The following is a 16732-nucleotide window of genomic DNA, read 5'->3' on the forward strand; positions in this document are numbered from 1 at the left end:
AGGACGCTCCATGGCCTACCGCCTCGGCATCGACATCGGCGGCACCTTCACGGATTTCGTCGCCTACGACGAATCCGGCCGGGCGCTCCGGGCGTGGAAGAACCTCTCGACGCCCCACGACCCGATCCAGGGCATCATGACGGGTCTGCGCGCTTTCGGCGACATCCCGGCGATCCGGGCCATCCGGCTCGGCACCACGGTGGCGACGAACGCGCTCCTGGAGGGCAAGGGCGCCAGGGTCGCCTACGTGACGACGCGCGGCTTTCGCGACGTGCCGTTCATCGGCCGCGGCAACCGGCGCCACCATTACGACCTCGCCTGGGTCAAGCCGAAGCCGTTCGTGAAGCGCCGCGATGCCCACGAGGTCGACGAGCGGGTCGGCGCCGACGGCGCGGTGCTCCAGCCCCTCGACGAGGCGGCGGTAGCCGACCTCGCCGACCGGCTCAAGGAAGAGGGCGCGGTCGAAGCGGTCGCGGTGGTGCTGCTGCACTCCTACCTCGCGCCCGAGCACGAGCGGCGGATCAAGGCGATCTTCGCCGAGCGCCTGCCCGGCCTGCCGGTCTCGATCTCCTACGAGGTCTTGCCGAAGTGGAAGGAGCATTTCCGCGCCTCGACCACGATCTGCGACGCCTTCATCAAGCCGGTGGTCGGCCGCCAGCTCGGGGCGATGCGCCGGCAGCTCGACGAGCAGGGCGTCGCGGCGGGCATCGTGGTGATGCGCTCGAACGGCGGCGAGATGAGCCTCGACGCCGCCGTCGCGCAGCCGATCCAGATCGCCGTCTCGGGGCCGACCGGCGGGGTGATCGCCGCCAAGCGCGTCGCCGCGCATCTCGGCCTGCCGAACCTCGTCACCCTCGACATGGGCGGCACCTCGACCGACGTCTCGACGGTGGTGGACGGGCAGGAGAAGTTCACCACCGATTTCGAAATCTCCTGGGGCCGGCCGATCCAGGTCCCGATGATCGACATCCGCACCATCGGGGCCGGCGGCGGCTCGATCGCCCGGATCGATGCCGGCGGCATGCTGGTGGTGGGTCCCGAGAGCGCCGGAGCCGATCCGGGGCCGGCCTGCTACGGCCGCGGCGGCGGCCTGCCCACCGTCACCGACGCCAACGTCGTGCTCGGCCGCATCGGCGCCGGCAGCTTCCTCGGCGGCACCATGGCGCTCGACGCGGAGGCCGCCCGCGCGGCGGTCGGCCCGATCGGGCAGGCGCTCGGCCTCTCGGTCGAGCAGGCGGCGCTCGCCATCGTGCGGATCGCCAACAACAACATGGTGGGGGCGCTGCACACGGTGCTGACCGAGCAGGGCCTCGACCCGCGCGACTTCGTCCTCGTCGCCTTCGGGGGCGCCGGCCCGCCGCATGTCAGCGATCTGATGAGCGAGGCCGCGATTCCCCGCGGCCTGGTGCCGAATTTTCCGGGCCAGTTCTCTGCCTTCGGCTTCACGATGGCGGATGCGCGGGTCGACCGCGCCCGCACGGTCCAGCTCACTTCCCGGGCCTTCGACCGCGCCCGCGCGACTGCCGCGATGGGCGACCTCGTCGCCGAGTGCCGGGCCGAGCTCGCGGCGCAAGGCCATCCAGAGGTCGCGATCCGGCGCAGCGTCGAGATGCGCTATCTTGGACAGAACTACGAGCTGGAGATCCCGACCGAGGCCGAGGCCTTCACGCCGGACGAGGTCGAAGGCCTGCTCGCGACCTTCCATGCCCAGCACGAGGCCCGCTTCGGCTTCCGCCTCGACGACCCGATGGAGATCGTCAACTTCCTGGTCACCGGCACGGCCCGCACCGGCGACCTCGCATTCCCGGCGATTCCGGAGGCGGACGGCCCGGCGGTGCCGTGCGGGCGGCGTCCGGTCTGGTTCGGCGACGGCTTCCTCGACACGCCGGTCTATGCCCGCGGCGACCTGCGGGCCGGCCACGCCTTCGCCGGACCCGCCCTCGTCGAGGAGGCGGCCTCCGTCACGGTGCTCGACCCGGGCAAGAGCCTGACCGTCGACCGCACCGGCAACCTCCTGATCACCGCCTGAACACGGGAGCCTCCGCCATGGACATGGTCTCGCTCAACATCGTCGGCGGCATTCTGGTCTCGATCTGCCGCGACATGGGGGTGACGCTGATGCGCACCTCCTACTCGACGATCTTCTCGGAATCCCTCGATTTCACCTGCGGCCTCGCCCTGCCGACCGGCGAGCTCGTCGCCACCGGCGATTTCTGTCCCTCGATGATCGGCGGCATGCCGCTCCTGCTGCGCTCCTGCGTGCAGGAGATCGCGTTGTCCGACCTCGAGGAGGGCGACGTCCTCGTCCACAACGACCCCTACAGGGGCGGCCTGCACACGCCGGAGCACACCTTCTTCAAGCCGGTCTTCGTCGAGGGCACGCTGATCGGCTTCGCGGTCGCGATCGGCCACGTCTGCGAGGTCGGCGGCATGGCACCGGCGGGCTTCGCCGGCGAGGCGACGGAAGTCTTCCACGAGGGCCTGCGGGTGCCGCCGGTGAAGATCAAGCGGGCCGGCCGCGACGTCGACGACGTCTGGCGCCTACTCCTCGCGAATGTCCGCACGCCGCGCTACAATTACGGCGATTTCCGCGCCCTCATCGCCGCCATCGATCTCGGCGAGCGACGCATGGCCGACCTCGTGCGCAAGCACGGCGTCGCAGCCTTCCGCGAGCACGTCGCGGCGCTGATGGACTATTCCGAGCGCCGGATGCGGGCGGAGATCCAGAAAATCCCGGATGGCCGCTACGTCTTTTCGGATTGCATGGAGGATGACGGCATCGAGGACCGGGCCTTCACCATCCAGGCCGAGGTGACGGTGGCGGGCTCCGACATCGTGGTCGACTATCACGGCTCCTCGCCCCAGGCGAAGGGGCCGATCAACGGCACCCTCGGGGTCGCCTACGGGGCGGCCTACAACGCGATCCTCCAGCTCACCGATTCGACGATCCCGAAGAATTCCGGCTGCTTCCGGCCGATCCGGGTGCTCGCCCCGCCCGGCACGGTGGTGAACGTGAACTTCCCCGGCCCCTCGGTCGGTGGCAACACCGAGACCCATTGCCGGATCGCCAATTGCGTGATGGGCGCGCTGGCGCCCGGCCTCAAGGAGCGCTCGGCGGCGACGGACGGGGCGACGCACAGCAACTTCCTGTTCGGTGGCACCGACCCGGCGACCGGCGAATTCTTCTGCTGCTACGACCTCACCCCGGTCGGCTGGGGCGGCCGCAGCTTCGCGGACGGCAACGACGCGGTCGGCGGCATCAACGGCAACTGCCCGCACATTCCGGTCGAGGTGTTCGAGTACCGCTTCCCCTGGCACGTCGAGGAGTTCCGCCTCGTCGACGGCTCAGGGGGGCCCGGCACCTTCCGGGGCGGCCTCGCCCTGTCGAAGACCGTGCGCAGCACCGGCACGCCGATGACCTTCAGCTACATGAGCGACCGCCAGAAGGTCAGCCCCTGGGGCCTCCACGGCGGGCACGAAGGCGCGAAGGCCGAGCTCCTGATGATGCGGGCGGGCAGCGGGGAGTGGCTCACCGTCGCGCAGGCCTTCGGCAAGGTCTCGCCGAGCAAGTTCGCCAACGTGCCGATCGTCCCCGGCGACCGTATCCGCATCAGCTCCCCGGCCGGTGGCGGCTGGGGTCCACCGGAGGCGCGTGACCCGGAACGGGTCCGCGACGACCTCCTCGACGGATTCATCACGCCCGAGCAGGCCCGCACCGTCTACGCGGCCGGCTGAACGCCGCTCCCCTCACACCCCCTCGGAAAGACGCCCCGATGACCCTGCTGCCGAACTCCCTCCAGGCACGCGACGTCGCCTATCACTTCCACCCCTACACCAATGCCCGCCGGCACGAGCGGGTCGGGCCGATGATCATCGAGCGCGGCGAGGGCATCCACGTCTATGACGACCAGGGCCGGGCCTATATCGAGGCGATGGCCGGTCTGTGGAGCGTCGGGGTCGGCTTTGCGGAGCCTCGCCTGGTCGAGGCGGCAGCCCGGCAGATGAGCCGGTTGCCCTACTACCACACCTTCACCCACAAGGCGAACGAGCCCGCGATCCTGCTCGCCGAAAAGCTCGTCCAGATGTCGCCGGACGGCCTCGACCACGTGTTCTTCACCAATTCGGGGTCGGAGGCCAACGACACGGTGGTGAAGCTCGTCTGGTATTACAATAACGGGCGTGGCCGGCCGGAGAAAAAGAAATTCATCGCACGCCAGGGCGGCTATCACGGCATCACCATCGCGGCGGCGAGCTTGACGGGCTTGCCGACCAACCAGCGCGGCTTCGACCTGCCGCTGCCCTTCGTGCGCCACGTCACCTGCCCGCATCATTACCGCAACGCGCTTCCCGGCGAGACCGAGGAGGCCTTCGCCGACCGGCTGGCGGCGGAGCTGGAGGCGGCGATCCTCGAGGAGGGGCCGGAGACGGTGGCGGCCTTCATCGGCGAGCCGCTGATGGGCGCCGGCGGCGTGCTGCCGCCGCCCCGCACCTACTGGGAGAAGGTGCAGGCGGTGTGCCGGCGCCACGACGTGCTGGTCGTCGCCGACGAGGTCATCAACGGCTTCGGGCGCCTCGGCACCCTGTTCGCGTGCGAGCATTACGGTATCCGCCCCGACCTGATGGTGGTCTCGAAGCAGATCACCTCGTCCTACCAGCCCCTCGCCGCGGTCCTGTTCAGCGACGCGATCTACCAGGGGCTCGCCGACCACACCGAGGCGCTCGGCAATTTCGGCCACGGCTTCACCGGCAGCGGACACCCGGTGGCGACGGCGGTGGCCCTCGAGAACCTGGCGATCATCGAGGAGCGCGGCCTCGTCGCCAACGCGGCCCGCTCCGGGGCCCGGCTCCAGGAGCGGCTCGCTCCCTTCGCCGACCACCCGCTCGTCGGCGAGGTCCGCGGCGTCGGGCTGATCGCCGCGGTCGAGCTCGTCGCCGACAAGGCGACGAAGCGCAAGTTCGATCCGCCCGGCCGGGTCGCGTTCCACCTGTTCGAGCGCGCGCAGGAGCACGGCCTGATCGTCCGGGCGATCCAGGACACGATCGCCTTCTGCCCGCCGATGATCATCACCGAGGACGAGGTCGACGTGGTCGTCGCACGCTTCGCACAGGCCTTGGAGGACACGCGGGTCTGGGTCGCGGATCACGCGTGAGCGGCGGGACCTCGGCCATGGGAGGCAAAGCCGCAATAATACCGCCGCACCTTCGAACGGACGCGTTCGAAGGCGCCAGGCAAGCCCGAACGGGCGCCGGCGCTGATGCGCCGGTCGCCTTCGCATCGACCGTGTCGATGCGAAGGCGCGAGGGTATAACCGATTGCGGGATGCCGCGGCCGCAAGGATTGCTCGATCGTGATGGGAGTGGGATTGCCCCGTTTCCGTGGGTCTTGCTCACTCTGCGTGGATCAGGCGGCCAGAACCATGCGGTGCATCACCATGAGAGCGAGCACGGCTCGTAATGGTCGGCGATCCAGTCGATCTCGGCCACGATCGGTTGCTCGGGCGAGACGTTGAGGAACTGGGTACGCCAGCCCGAGCAGGCATCGAGCCGTCCGCCGGCAGCTACGACAATGCCCTCGCGGAAACGATCGACGGCCTGCTCGAGGCGCAAGCGATCCATCGCGCGGGCCGTGGCTCTCCTTCGAGGCGGTCGAGTATGCCACCGTGGAGGGGGTCGACGGGCCCAACCACCATCGCCTGCTCGCGCCGATCGGCAATCGTCCCTCCCGCCGTGGCCGAAGCGCGTTATCGGGCCAACCTCGGCGACCAAGCCCTGGCCGTCTGACCCAGGACAAGCAATCCTCGAGAAACCCGGAGCGGTTCAGGATCCGGAGATCGTCGTCCTCACGGTCGGCGGGACAGGCCTCGGCGAAGCGGATCAAGGGCCCGCGAGCAAGCTCAATCGGGTGAGCAGCGTGTAGCTCGCCTCCGCGGTCATGATCGCGACGAAGATCAGGATCGCCGTCGGCGGAACCAGGATCGCGTAGATCAGCGCCAGCCGCTCCCAGGCGAGATGCATGAACACCGCCACGATCAATCCCGCTTTCACGAACATGAAAAGCAGGATCAGAGACCAGCGCACGGCGCCTTGAACGTGAAAATAGTCAATGAGATAGGAGCAGGCACTCAGCACGAACAACCAGCCCCAGACGAGCAGGTAGAGCCGGATCGAGTGGCCGTGATCGGTCCCGTGGCCCGCGACGGGGTGCATGCCGTCCTCCTACCAAAGATAGAACAGCGCAAAGATAAAAACCCAGACAAGATCGACGAAGTGCCAATAGAGGCCAGCGATCTCGACATTCTCGTATCGTCCGCGTTGGCTGGTGAAGAAACCGCGCCGTCCCACGTCGAAATCGCCCCGCCACACCTTGCGGGCGATGGTGATCAGGACGATGACGCCGATGGTGACGTGGGTTCCGTGGAAGCCGGTGATCATGAAGAAGGTCGAGCCGAACTGGTGTGCCCCCCAGGGGTTCGTCCAGGGCCGGACGCCCTCGTGGATCAGCTTCGTCCACTCGAAGGCCTGCATGCCGACGAAGGTCGCGCCGAGGAAAGCTGTCACGAGCATCAGCAGGGCCGTGGCGCGGCGGTTCCGCCTGTAGCCGTGGGCGACCGCCATCGCCATCGTGCCGCTGCTCGAGATGAGAACGAAGGTCATGATCGCGATCAGGATCAGGGGCAGCTCGGTGCCGCCGATCTCCAAGGCGAAGACCTTGCTGGGGTTCGGCCAGGGCACCGTGGTCGACATGCGCACGGTCATGTAGCCGACCAGGAAGCAGCCGAACACGAAGGTGTCGCTGAGCAGGAAGATCCACATCATGGCCTTGCGCCACGAGGCCCCCGCGAAGGCCTGACGGTCGGCCGCCCATTCGCCGGAGAAGCGCCGCCATCGGCTCGGCGGGCCATTGGCGGTCGAGAGGGGGCGGAGAACGGTCTCTGTCATGATGCGTCGTCCCGATTCTGTCAGGCCGGCGGCCGGCACAGGACATCGATCAGACCCGACCACGGCGTCCGGAACAGGATGCCGAAGGCAACGAGCCAGATCACCAGCAGGGCATCCCAGTAGAGGGTACACAGCCCGATGCTCCGGGCTAGGCGCGCGGGCGACCCCGTCCACGCCGCGCCGACGGCGATCCGCGCGAGGGCCGCGAGCCCGCCCGCGAGGTGCAGCCCATGCAGCAGCGTGATCAAGACGAAGAAGGAGCCGGCCGCATCGGCCGTACGGCCGGCCTCCGCCTCCCAGATCAGCCTCCAGGCGAGGCCCTGCCCGCCGAGGAAGACGAGGCTTGCCGCCACGGCGGCGAGCAGAGTCGCGTGCGCCTCGTCCTCCGCCCCACGGCGCGCCGCCCGGCCGGCCCGATGAAGCAGAAGGCTCGCCAGCCCGAGAAAGCCGGTCGTGAGCCAGAGGAGCCGCGGATCGAGAGGGATTCCGGTGCTGCCCGGCGGCACGCGCATGCCGTAGGCCGCGACGAGCAGCGCGAAGAGCAGGCCGACTACCGCAAGAAAGATCCCGAGGGCTAGCTTCGCCGCCAGCTCGGTCCCTCCATCCGGCGGCAGGGTGAGGGACGGGCCCGCGCTCAGCCAGGGCTTGGCGGCCAGGTGCTGCCGGGCGAGCCAGCGCCCCGAAACGGCGCCGAGGCCCGCGAGGTAGAGGAGGACGAGACTCACGGCGCAACTCCCGCGGTGTGGCTCGGCTGATTCTGGGGCACGAAGTCCTCCGCTGCCCCCGGCACGCTGTAATCGTAGGGCCAGCGATAGACGACCGGCAGGCGAGCGCCCCAGTTGCCGTGCCGCGGCGGCGTGTCGGGAGTTTGCCACTCCAGGGTGGTGGCGTGCCACGGATTGCCGCCGGCCGGCACGCCATGCCAGAGGCTGCGGATCAGGTTCACCACGAACACCACCTGGGCCGCGCCGACGACGAGGGCCACCACGCTGATGAAGGCGTTGAGGGACGCGGCCGAGGCCGGGATGAAGCCGAGCCCTGTGATCTCGAAGTACCGCCGCGGAACGCCGAGCAGTCCGAGATAGTGCATCGGGAAGAAGATCAGGTAGGCGCCCAGGAACGTCACCCAGAAGTGCAACCGGCCGAGCCGCTCGTCGAGCATCCGGCCGGTCACCTTGGGGTACCAGTGATAGATCCCACCGAAGATCACGAGGATCGGGGCGACCCCCATGACCATGTGGAAATGGGCGACGACGAACAGCGTGTCCGACAACGGCACATCGACCACCACGTTGCCGAGAAAGAGGCCAGTCAGTCCCCCGTTCAGGAAGGTGACGATGAAGGCGATCGCGAACAGCATCGGAACGGTCAGGTGGATGTCCCCGCGCCAGAGCGTCAACACCCAATTGTAAACCTTGATGGCGGTCGGAACTGCGATGATCAATGTCGTGGTTGCAAAGAAAAATCCGAAATACGGATTCATGCCGCTCACGTACATATGGTGCGCCCAGACGACGAAGCTGAGCGCGCCGATGGCGATGATCGCCCAGACCATCATGCGGTACCCGAATATGTTCTTGCGCGCATGGGTGCTGATCAGATCGGAGACGATGCCGAAGGCGGGAAGCGCGACGATGTAGACCTCGGGATGACCGAAGAACCAGAACAGGTGCTGGAACAGGATCGGCGTGCCGCCGCCGTAGTGCAGGCGCTGGCCAGCCTCGATGATCATCGGCATGAAGAAGCTGGTGCCGAGCAGCCGGTCGAGGAGCATCATGACGGCACCGACGAACAGGGCCGGGAAGGCGAGCAGCGCCAGGACCGTCGCGGTGAAGATGCCCCAGATCGTGAGGGGCATGCGCATCAGCGTCATGCCGGGCGCGCGCGCCTGCAGCACGGTCACCACGTAGTTCACGCCCCCCATGGTGAAGCCGATGATGAACAGGATGAGCGAGGCGAGCATCAGCACGATGCCCCATCCCTGGCCCGGGGTGCCCGAGAGGATGGCCTGCGGCGGATAGAGGGTCCAGCCGGCCCCGGTCGGCCCTCCCGGCGCGAAGAAGCTCGCCACCAGCACCAGCACGGCGAGAAGATAGATCCAGTAGCTCAGCATGTTCACATACGGAAACACCATATCCCGCGCGCCGATCATCAGCGGGATGAGGTAATTGCCGAAGCCTCCGAGGAATACGGCGGTGAGGAGATAAACCACCATGATCATCCCGTGCATGGTAATGATCTGATAGTATTCGGCCGGCCCGATGAACGAAAAGAGGCCCGGAAATCCGAGCTGGAGCCGGATCAGCCAGGACAGGATGAGGGCAACGAAGCCGATCGCCAGGGCGGTGCCGGAGTACTGGATGGCGATGACCTTGGCGTCCTGGCTGAAGACGTAGCGCGTCAGCCAGCTGTGCGGATGGTAGAGTTCTGCCTCGTCCGGCTCCGAACCTGGGAAGGGGCCGGCGGCCCCGATCGGCGTGTCGACCATGGCACCGTCCTCTCAGCGGTCGTCGGCGACGTGACGGCGAAGGGCAGCGTCGCGGGGCGCCCGCTCCGGGCGGGCGGCGAAGTTCGAGAAAGTTCTCTGCTGGTCGAGCCAGGACCGGTACTGGGGCTCCGGCTCCACGACGACGCGGCCCCGCATCGCGTAGTGGTTGACGCCGCACACTTCGTTGCAAATCGCCTCGAAGGTGCCGGTCCGGGTCGGCGTGAACCAGAAGTAGGTCACCACCCCCGGGATGATGTCCATCTTGGCCCGGAACTCGGGAACGTAGAAGTCGTGCACCACGTCGAAGGAGCGCAGCAGGGCTTTCACCGGCCGCCCCAGGGGCAGGTGCAGGTCATCGCCATCGATGATGACGTCGTCTTTGCCCGCCGGGTCGTGCGGGGCGAGACCCAGCGGGTTCTCGTCACTGACGAACTCCGTTGCGGCGGCTCCGAGGCGCCCGTCGGCGCCCGGTAGGCGGTAGCTCCAGCGCCATTGCTGGGCGACGATCTCAACCTCCGCGGCATCGGCCGGGACCTGCACGAACTGCGCCCAGACGGCGAGGCCCGGGGCCAGCATCGCGGCGACGCCGATTGCGGTGACGGCCGTGAGCCAGCCCTCCAGCCGCCGGCTCTCCGGCTCGTAGGCGGCCTGCTGCCCGGGACGGTGCCGGAAGCGGGCGACGCAGTAGGCGACGAACAGAACCAGGATCGTGAAGACCGCGCCGGTGATCCAGAACGTGATGATCAGCGTCGTGTCGATGTAACCCCAGTTCGATGCGATCGGGGTCCACCACCACGGGCTCAGGAGATGGAAAGCGATCGAGCCGAGGGCGATCAGCACGAGGATGAGCGCCATCTGTCGTCTCCTGCGCGCAGGGGTGAGACGCAATCGGCGGCGTCAGGGCGCGACCGCCCGCCGATAGAGATGCCAGGTCGCGTGGCCGAGGATCGGCAACACGAGCGCGAGGCCGACGAAGAGCGGCACCATCCCGAGCACCAGGAGACCCGCGACGACGAGCCCCCAGGTGATCATGGTGCGCGGGTTCTCACGGAGCAGCGCCGCCGACGTCTCGATCGCCGTCCCGGCATCGACGCCGCGGTCGATGATCAGCGGGAAGGACACGGCGCTCACCGCGAGCGCGATCAGCGAGAAGGCCGCGCCCACCAGGTTGCCGATCACGATCAGCATCCATCCGCGCGGCGTGGTCAGTACCGCCTCGGCGAAGGCAAATGCGGAATGATATGTCTCCGATCCGAACAGCGCCCAGTACAGCTCCATGGCGGCGATGATCCAGGCGACAAAGATCAGCATCAGGACAAGTCCGACCGCAAGGATCGACCTCGCGTGGCGACCGGTCAGCAGGGCGAAGGGCCGGGTTCCAGCCAGAGGAAGGCCTCGCTCCCGCTGCCGGCTCAACTCGTAGAGGCCGATCGCCGCGAACGGGCCTATCAGCGCGAAACCGGAGGCCAGCGGGAAGATGATCGGGAGGAGGTCGCTTTCGAAGGTTGCCGCCGCGATGATGACGCCGGCAACCGGGTAGATCGCGATCAGGAACAGCACGTGCGTCGGCAGGACCATGAAGTCCTCGACCCCCTTCAGCAAGGCTGCCTTGAGGTCGGTGACCTCGATCCTTCGTAGGTTCGGTCGCGCCACCACCAAGCGTGTGGACGCAGCATGGGATAGTGCCATCGCGCATCCTCCGAAAGGGAAGACCCGACGCGCAATCTCACCTGAATTCGCTTCGATTTCAGGTCTGCTGTCGAGCTTTCGAGCGTGGCTGATGAATGAATACCACTTTTCACCAGTCCTGTCGCCCGGTTTTTACGACAGTTCTCGATCGATCACATCTCTTGCGTCACGGGCGGTGAGACCTTGGCGATTGTGGGGCCAGCTCCGGCGTCGCGCTCGCCCGCCCGGGAGTTCGCGGCCGAGGGATGGGACCGCCTCCGCGTCGAAGGCCCGGACGTGATCGACGACGACCACCGCGGAGGGGCCGAGCTTCTCCGAGCGAGAGACGCGAGCGTGAGAGACGCGAGCACACACGAGGCTCGAATGCAGGCGGATTGCCACCGCTCCGTCTGCTCGGAGTTGAGAGCACCTGATAGCACCCAGTCGTGGCGTTGCCTGGTTCGCCGGTGCGCTCGAATATCGCCCGATGAGTCCCCTCACTGCCTCCTGCTGCTCGCCCGCCCGCCAGCTTCCACCAGGGCCAGCACCATGTCGCCGCGCCATCGGAAGTGTCCTACGGATTCATCCGCGGGAACGCGGCCTTTGTCGTCCCGGTTCGCCTCATCGCAGTCCCGACCATCATCACCGCGAGAGCGTGAGGCCGGCAGGGCTGTCCCGCTTCGAGGCCGGCTCTCGCACCTCAGCCGACGGGAGAAGAAGGCGATGCGAGCCCTGGTTTGACATGGGAAGGAAGACATCCGCTGCGACACCGTCGCCGATCCGGACATCGAGGATGGCCGCCACGTCATCACGCTCACGAGCTGCGCGATCTGCGGCTCGGACCTGCACCTGTTCCACAACTTCATCCCCGCCATGCTCCCCGGCGACGTCGTGGGTCACGAGACCATGGGCGAGGTCGTCGAAACGCGGCGCGGGCTCAATGGCGAGCTGGAGAAGGGCGACCGCGTCGTGGTGCCGTTCACCTCTGCGGCGAGGGCGATCAGGCCAAGCGCGGCGACTCTTCCGTCTGCCAGAGAAGCAACCGCAAGAGGCAACTCGCCGACAAGGTCTTCGGCCACACCACCACCAGCCTGTTCGGCTATGAACCCGCCTTCCGGGTCCATCTGGTGACGACCCGGCAATTCCTGCTGTTGTTCTGCATCACGCAGGTCCGGCCCCTCAAAGGCATGCTGATCGCCAGTCGGTACGCCCAACAAGCCGAAGAGACCCGGTTCAGGCTGCAGAAGCCTCAGCCTCGGCCGTCAGTCGGGGGTTGGACCGGCAGCAAAGCCTATGAACCTCCCTCGATGAGCGCGCGAAAAACCACACCAAGAGACGTGAAGGCCGGCTTCACCGTGGGAGATGCGTGTCGTGTTTGATCAATATGACGCCCTGCTGCTGGCCCGCTTCCAGTTTGCCTTCACCGTCTCGTTCCACTTCATTTTCCCCGCGTTCTCGATCGGGCTCGCGAGTTATCTTGCCGTGCTCGAGGGCCTGTGGCTGTGGACCAAGCACGAGGTCTACCTGAACCTGTTCAAGTACTGGCTGAAGATCTTCGCGCTGGCCTTCGCCATGGGCGTGGTCTCCGGAATTGTCATGTCCTACCAGTTCGGTACGAACTGGTCGGTGTTCTCCGACAAGGTCGGCCCCGTCATCGGCCCACTCATGGCCTATGAGGTGATGACCGCCTTCTTCCTGGAGGCCGGGTTCCTCGGGGTGATGCTGTTCGGCATGACCCGCGTTGGTCCTCGGCTGCACTTTGTCGCCACGCTCGCGGTGGCTACCGGCACCTTCATCTCGGCGTTCTGGATCCTCTCGGCCAATTCCTGGATGCAGACGCCGGTCGGCTACGCGGTCAACGCGGCCGGCCAGTTCGTGCCGGAGAACTGGCTGACGATCATCTTCAACCCCTCGTTCCCCTACCGGCTCGTCCATACGGTGTTCGCTGCCTATCTCACCACGGCGCTGGTGGTCGGGGGGGTCGGCGCCTGGCACCTGCTGCGGGAGCGGTCCAATCCCGGTGCCAGGGTCATGTTCTCGATGGCCATGGGCATGATCGCCCTGGTCGCGCCGCTTCAGATCCTGGCCGGCGACATGCACGGCCTCAACACCCTGGAGCACCAGCCCACCAAGGTCATGGCCATGGAGGGACACTTCGAGAGCCACCCGGAGGGCGCGCCGCTGATCCTGTTCGGCATTCCCGATCAGCAGGCCGGAACCGTCCGTGACGCGATCTCGATCCCCAAGGTTTCCTCCCTGATCCTCAGGCACGAGCTCAACGCGCCGATGAAGGGCCTGGACACGATCGATCGGGCCAACTGGCCCTATGTGCCGGTGGTGTTCTGGTCGTTCCGCATCATGGTCGGTCTCGGCATGCTGATGCTGGCCTTGGGGACGCTCAGTCTGCTCGCACGATTCCGTGGCGGGCTCTATACGTGGCGCCCGCTGCACTGGTTTGCCCTGGCCATGGCTCCTGCCGGGTTCGTGGCCGTGATCGCCGGCTGGGTGACGACAGAAGCCGGTCGCCAGCCCTTCACCGTCTACGGCCTCTTGCGTACTGCGGCTTCCGCATCGCCGCTGGAGGCGCCGGCGGTTGCAGCCTCGCTCCTGGCGTTCATCGTGGTCTACTTCATCGTGTTCGGGGCCGGGACCGGCTACATTCTCAAGCTGATGAGGCATGCCCCGCATTCCGGTGAGAGCGGCCCGGAGGCAGGCCCGGACGGGCTGATCCGGACGGCGGGCATCACACCGGCCCCAGCCGTCAATCCGGCCCGCACTCTCGGAGCGGAGGTCTGAGCCATGCCCCCCTTCCTCGATCTGCCGACGCTCTGGGCTTTCATCATCGCGTTCGCGGTGTTCGCCTACGTGGTGATGGACGGCTTCGATCTCGGCATCGGCCTGCTGTTCCCGTTCTTCCGACCGGGGCCGGAGCGGGACAGTGCGATGAACTCGGTGGCTCCCGTCTGGGACGGCAACGAGACGTGGCTGGTTCTCGGCGGTGGCGGGCTGATGGCCGCCTTTCCGCTGGCCTACGCGATCATCCTGCCGGCCCTCTACGCGCCGCTGATCGCGATGGTGCTGGCACTCGTGTTGCGGGGGGTCGCCTTCGAGTTCCGCTGGCGTGATCCGGCCCACCGCCGCTACTGGGATCTGGCTTTCACGACCGGCTCAATGGTCGCCACGCTGGCGCAGGGGATCACCCTGGGTGCTCTGCTTCAAGGCATTGTGGTGGAGGGGCGGTCCTATGCCGGCGGATGGTGGGACTGGCTGACGCCGTTCAGCCTGCTGGTCGGGGCCAGTCTCGTTGTCGGCTACGCGCTCCTTGGTGCCACCTGGCTGATCATGAAGTCCGAAGGGCCTCTGCAGGAGCACAGTTACCGGCTGGCGCGCCCACTGGCGATCGGGCTGATCCTCTGCATCGGTTCCGTGAGCGCGGTGACCCCCCTCCTCAGCGGCGCCTACTACACGCGCTGGTTCGCGTGGCCACAGGTGCTGTTCACCGCCCAGGTGCCGCTGCTGGTGTGCATCTGCGCCGCGCTGCTGCTGCTCGCCTTGTCCCGCGGTCGGGAGCGCTGGCCCTTCCTGCTCACGCTCGGCCTGTTTGCTCTCAGTCTGCTCGGCCTTGGCGTGAGCATCTTCCCCGACGTGGTGCCCAACGCCGTGACCATCCATCAGGCCGCTGCTCCGCCCTCGAGCCTGTTGTTCATGCTCGTTGGCGCGAGCGTTCTGATCCCGATCATCCTGGCCTACACTGGGTACTCTTACTGGGTATTTCGCGGCAAGACCGGCCATGAGGGTTACCACTGAGGAGCGATGACATGCGTACCGGCTCGACGCTGCATCGCTGGCTCTGGTTCGTCGGCCTCTGGGCCGCGAGCGTCGGCGCCGTTCTTGCGGTGAGCATGATGATCCGCTTCTGGCTCAAGCATTAGCCGGAGATCTGATTGGCCGGCGTTATGGAGTTGCGTCTCGGTCACGGGGCGTGGGCAGGTCGATGATTCCTCATGTCCTGCATGCTCCTGATCTCAGCATGTGCGCATAACGACGATCGGGAGCGGCGGCGCCCTAAGTGCAGTTCCGGAGTGTGATGGTGCATCCTCCGCCTGACGCGTCAGTCGGAGGATGCATGATGGCGGGGTTTTTCACCGCAGCGCCCGCACGATGCCGCGTGGTCGCGGCGAGCTCCAAGCGTCGCAAGACAGGAGCCGCGCCCTTGCCGCCCGATACGGATTGAACCCGAAGACGGTCGCGAAATGGCGCAAGCGGACGGTGACGACCGTTGCGCCGATCGGGCCGAAGACGCCCAGGAGCACGGTCCCGACTCCGGCCGAGGAGGCGATCGTGGTCGAGTTCCGGTGGTGGTGCAGGCCGCGCTTCAGGAGGACCGAGGTTCCCCCCACCGCGGGGGCAACGATCGGGCATTGCGCTCGCAGGTTCAAGCTTCGTATCCTGCCCCGAACCGTCGAGGGCGCGAGCGAGGAGGGACAATGATCATCAAGTCCATCGCGACCTGCATCGGGCTGACTGTCCTGACACTCGAATGTTTGGCGATGTCTCTGGACAGGGGGACACCGGAGCAGCAACAAGCCTGCACGCCCGACGCAATGAGCTTCTGCGGTGCTTTCATCCCGGATCCCGGGCGGGTCAGAGCGTGTCTCCTGAGCAGGAGAGCGAGCCTGAGCCCAGAGTGTCGCACAGCAATTGCGCCCAAGGCTCATGCTCCTCGCAAGCGGCGTCATAGGCATCGGTGAACCAGATGCGCCGGGCGCGCGACCAGTTCCTGGCTTTCGTCGCCTTCCCTCGACAGGTCGCGGTGACCAACAACGCCTGCGAGCGCGACCTGCGTCCGGCGCTGCTCCAGCGCACGGTCACGAACGGCTATCGGGCGATGTGGGCGCCAGGGGCGAAACGCACGTGCGCACTATCGTCGCGACCGCCGTGCTCCGAACCAGGACAACGCCTTTCGAAGCTGAAAAACCGGTTCTCTCCATAAGGATATGGCCGTCCGCAAGCGCCACCGGACAGGTCTGCGCCCGATGAGCCCGTCTCGTACGATCAAGTCGAGCAGTCAACACAAAGTATGATGCCGCAAATACAGCCCTCCGTTCTGCCGTGCGGGGCGGTCGGGCTAAGCGCAACGCTTCGAGCAACGTTCCCGTGATCGCTGTTCGAGCGGTCAGGAGATTGAACCATGAAGCGTCTGATACCGCCGCGCTTATATTTTGACTCGTGAGGGTTTTCACCGGTTCGTGGAGGTGATTCACTGCTTGCCTGAACCGGGGAGGAGCCTGTGACGCGTGCCGTCGAGATCCGGACCGACATCGCCACGGCCGCCGATCTGCGACGGCAGGCCAAGCGGGAGCCGCGTCGGCGGACAGCTCTGCGCCTGCTGGCGGTGGCCAACGCCCTCGACGGCATGAGCCGGGCGGAAGCGGCGCGAGCCGTTGGCATCGAGCGACAGGCGCTGTGCGACGCCGTCAAGCGCTTCAACGCCGAGGGGCTGGCCGGCTTGGTCGACCGCCCGCCCGGCCGCCGACCAGAGCGTTTGAGCGAGGGCGAGCAGGCGGTGCTGGTCCACCACGTCCTGCGGGGCCCCGATCCCGACCGGGGCGAGCCCGCCAGCTGGACCCTGCCGGA

Annotated in this window: 13 protein-coding genes and 4 pseudogenes; 10 read left to right on the forward strand and 7 right to left on the reverse strand. The window is 67.1% G+C overall.

All coding sequences use genetic code 11. The annotated features are described in order from the left end of the window. Positions 1 to 10 precede the first annotated feature (10 nt). From MFF64_RS22785 to MFF64_RS22795, 3 genes are read left to right on the forward strand one after another with little or no spacing between them, the layout of a single operon-like run. Positions 11 to 2029: a hydantoinase/oxoprolinase family protein gene (locus MFF64_RS22785; RefSeq protein WP_099907091.1), complete on the forward strand. Its 2019-nt coding sequence runs from the start codon at positions 11 to 13 to the stop codon at positions 2027 to 2029. Positions 2030 to 2046: 17 nt separating this feature from the next. Beyond that, on the forward strand, positions 2047 to 3735 hold the full coding sequence (locus MFF64_RS22790) for a hydantoinase B/oxoprolinase family protein (RefSeq protein ID WP_238192486.1): 1689 nt from the start codon (positions 2047 to 2049) through the stop codon (positions 3733 to 3735). Positions 3736 to 3773: 38 nt separating this feature from the next. Then, a complete protein-coding gene (locus tag MFF64_RS22795) occupies positions 3774 to 5150 on the forward strand; it encodes an aspartate aminotransferase family protein (protein WP_238192487.1) in 1377 nt (458 codons plus the stop codon). Between the two features lie 277 nt (positions 5151 to 5427). Here the strand turns inward: MFF64_RS22795 and MFF64_RS22800 are convergent, their stop codons facing one another. Next, entirely contained in the window at positions 5428 to 5607 is a 180-nt protein-coding gene (locus MFF64_RS22800; RefSeq protein ID WP_238192498.1) for a hypothetical protein, read from the reverse strand. Between MFF64_RS22800 and MFF64_RS22805 the strand changes: the two are divergent. Continuing rightward, a pseudogene (locus MFF64_RS22805) lies at positions 5527 to 5781 on the forward strand (IS3 family transposase); the annotation flags it as partial. The gene MFF64_RS22800 and the pseudogene MFF64_RS22805 overlap by 81 nt on opposite strands. A 93-nt stretch (positions 5782 to 5874) precedes the next feature. On the opposite strand, the gene MFF64_RS22810 reads toward MFF64_RS22805, so the two are convergent. Genes MFF64_RS22810 through MFF64_RS22835 form a run of 6 tightly spaced genes read right to left on the reverse strand, consistent with a single transcriptional unit; the run spans position 5875 to position 11116 of the window. Continuing rightward, positions 5875 to 6207: a cytochrome C oxidase subunit IV family protein gene (locus MFF64_RS22810; RefSeq protein ID WP_238192488.1), complete on the reverse strand. Its 333-nt coding sequence runs from the start codon at positions 6205 to 6207 to the stop codon at positions 5875 to 5877. A gap of 9 nt (positions 6208 to 6216) precedes the next feature. Continuing rightward, positions 6217 to 6939 carry a heme-copper oxidase subunit III family protein gene (locus MFF64_RS22815; protein WP_238192489.1) on the reverse strand — a complete coding sequence of 241 codons (723 nt, stop codon included), beginning with the start codon at positions 6937 to 6939 and terminating at the stop codon, positions 6217 to 6219. Between the two features lie 20 nt (positions 6940 to 6959). After that, positions 6960 to 7664, reverse strand: coding sequence for a cytochrome c oxidase subunit 3 family protein (locus MFF64_RS22820; protein ID WP_238192490.1), 705 nt, complete (start codon positions 7662 to 7664; stop codon positions 6960 to 6962). After that, positions 7661 to 9427, reverse strand: coding sequence for a cytochrome c oxidase subunit I (locus MFF64_RS22825; protein ID WP_238192491.1), 1767 nt, complete (start codon positions 9425 to 9427; stop codon positions 7661 to 7663). Before MFF64_RS22825 ends, MFF64_RS22820 begins: the two co-directional genes overlap by 4 nt. A 12-nt stretch (positions 9428 to 9439) precedes the next feature. Next, a complete protein-coding gene (locus tag MFF64_RS22830) occupies positions 9440 to 10282 on the reverse strand; it encodes a cytochrome c oxidase subunit II (RefSeq protein WP_238192492.1) in 843 nt (280 codons plus the stop codon). A gap of 42 nt (positions 10283 to 10324) precedes the next feature. Then, positions 10325 to 11116 (reverse strand): DUF2189 domain-containing protein, encoded by a 792-nt coding sequence (locus MFF64_RS22835; protein ID WP_238192493.1) that lies wholly within the window; start codon positions 11114 to 11116, stop codon positions 10325 to 10327. Between the two features lie 735 nt (positions 11117 to 11851). On the opposite strand from MFF64_RS22835, the pseudogene MFF64_RS22840 reads away from it, so the two are divergent. The 6 genes and pseudogenes from MFF64_RS22840 to MFF64_RS22865 form a co-directional block, all read left to right on the forward strand. Continuing rightward, positions 11852 to 12198 (forward strand): annotated as a pseudogene (locus MFF64_RS22840) (alcohol dehydrogenase catalytic domain-containing protein); the annotation flags it as partial. A gap of 268 nt (positions 12199 to 12466) precedes the next feature. Next, a complete protein-coding gene (locus tag MFF64_RS22845; RefSeq protein WP_238192494.1) occupies positions 12467 to 13891 on the forward strand; it encodes a cytochrome ubiquinol oxidase subunit I in 1425 nt (474 codons plus the stop codon). Between the two features lie 3 nt (positions 13892 to 13894). Next, positions 13895 to 14902 carry a cytochrome d ubiquinol oxidase subunit II gene (gene cydB, locus MFF64_RS22850; protein ID WP_238192495.1) on the forward strand — a complete coding sequence of 336 codons (1008 nt, stop codon included), beginning with the start codon at positions 13895 to 13897 and terminating at the stop codon, positions 14900 to 14902. Between the two features lie 315 nt (positions 14903 to 15217). Further along, positions 15218 to 15490, forward strand: a pseudogene (locus MFF64_RS22855) (hypothetical protein); the annotation flags it as partial. A 367-nt stretch (positions 15491 to 15857) separates the two neighbouring features. Beyond that, a pseudogene (locus MFF64_RS22860) lies at positions 15858 to 16135 on the forward strand (hypothetical protein); the annotation flags it as partial. Positions 16136 to 16385: 250 nt separating this feature from the next. Then, the coding region (locus tag MFF64_RS22865) for a helix-turn-helix domain-containing protein (protein ID WP_238192496.1) at positions 16386 to 16732 on the forward strand (347 nt) is incomplete at its 3' end.

This window comes from Methylobacterium frigidaeris (assembly GCF_022179185.1).
Taxonomy (GTDB): Bacteria; Pseudomonadota; Alphaproteobacteria; order Rhizobiales; family Beijerinckiaceae; genus Methylobacterium; species Methylobacterium frigidaeris.

Excerpts from the sequence above, each read along its gene's own strand:
- MFF64_RS22815 (WP_238192489.1), bottom strand. The coding sequence starts at position 6,939 with ATGACAGAGACCGTTCTCCGCCCCCTCTCGACCGCCAATGGCCCGCCG.
- MFF64_RS22825 (WP_238192491.1), bottom strand. The coding sequence starts at position 9,427 with ATGGTCGACACGCCGATCGGGGCCGCCGGCCCCTTCCCAGGTTCGGAG.
- MFF64_RS22830 (WP_238192492.1), bottom strand. The coding sequence starts at position 10,282 with ATGGCGCTCATCCTCGTGCTGATCGCCCTCGGCTCGATCGCTTTCCAT.
- MFF64_RS22810 (WP_238192488.1), bottom strand. The coding sequence starts at position 6,207 with ATGCACCCCGTCGCGGGCCACGGGACCGATCACGGCCACTCGATCCGG.
- cydB (WP_238192495.1), top strand. The coding sequence starts at position 13,895 with ATGCCCCCCTTCCTCGATCTGCCGACGCTCTGGGCTTTCATCATCGCG.
- MFF64_RS22835 (WP_238192493.1), bottom strand. The coding sequence starts at position 11,116 with ATGGCACTATCCCATGCTGCGTCCACACGCTTGGTGGTGGCGCGACCG.
- MFF64_RS22790 (WP_238192486.1), top strand. The coding sequence starts at position 2,047 with ATGGACATGGTCTCGCTCAACATCGTCGGCGGCATTCTGGTCTCGATC.
- MFF64_RS22795 (WP_238192487.1), top strand. The coding sequence starts at position 3,774 with ATGACCCTGCTGCCGAACTCCCTCCAGGCACGCGACGTCGCCTATCAC.
- MFF64_RS22785 (WP_099907091.1), top strand. The coding sequence starts at position 11 with ATGGCCTACCGCCTCGGCATCGACATCGGCGGCACCTTCACGGATTTC.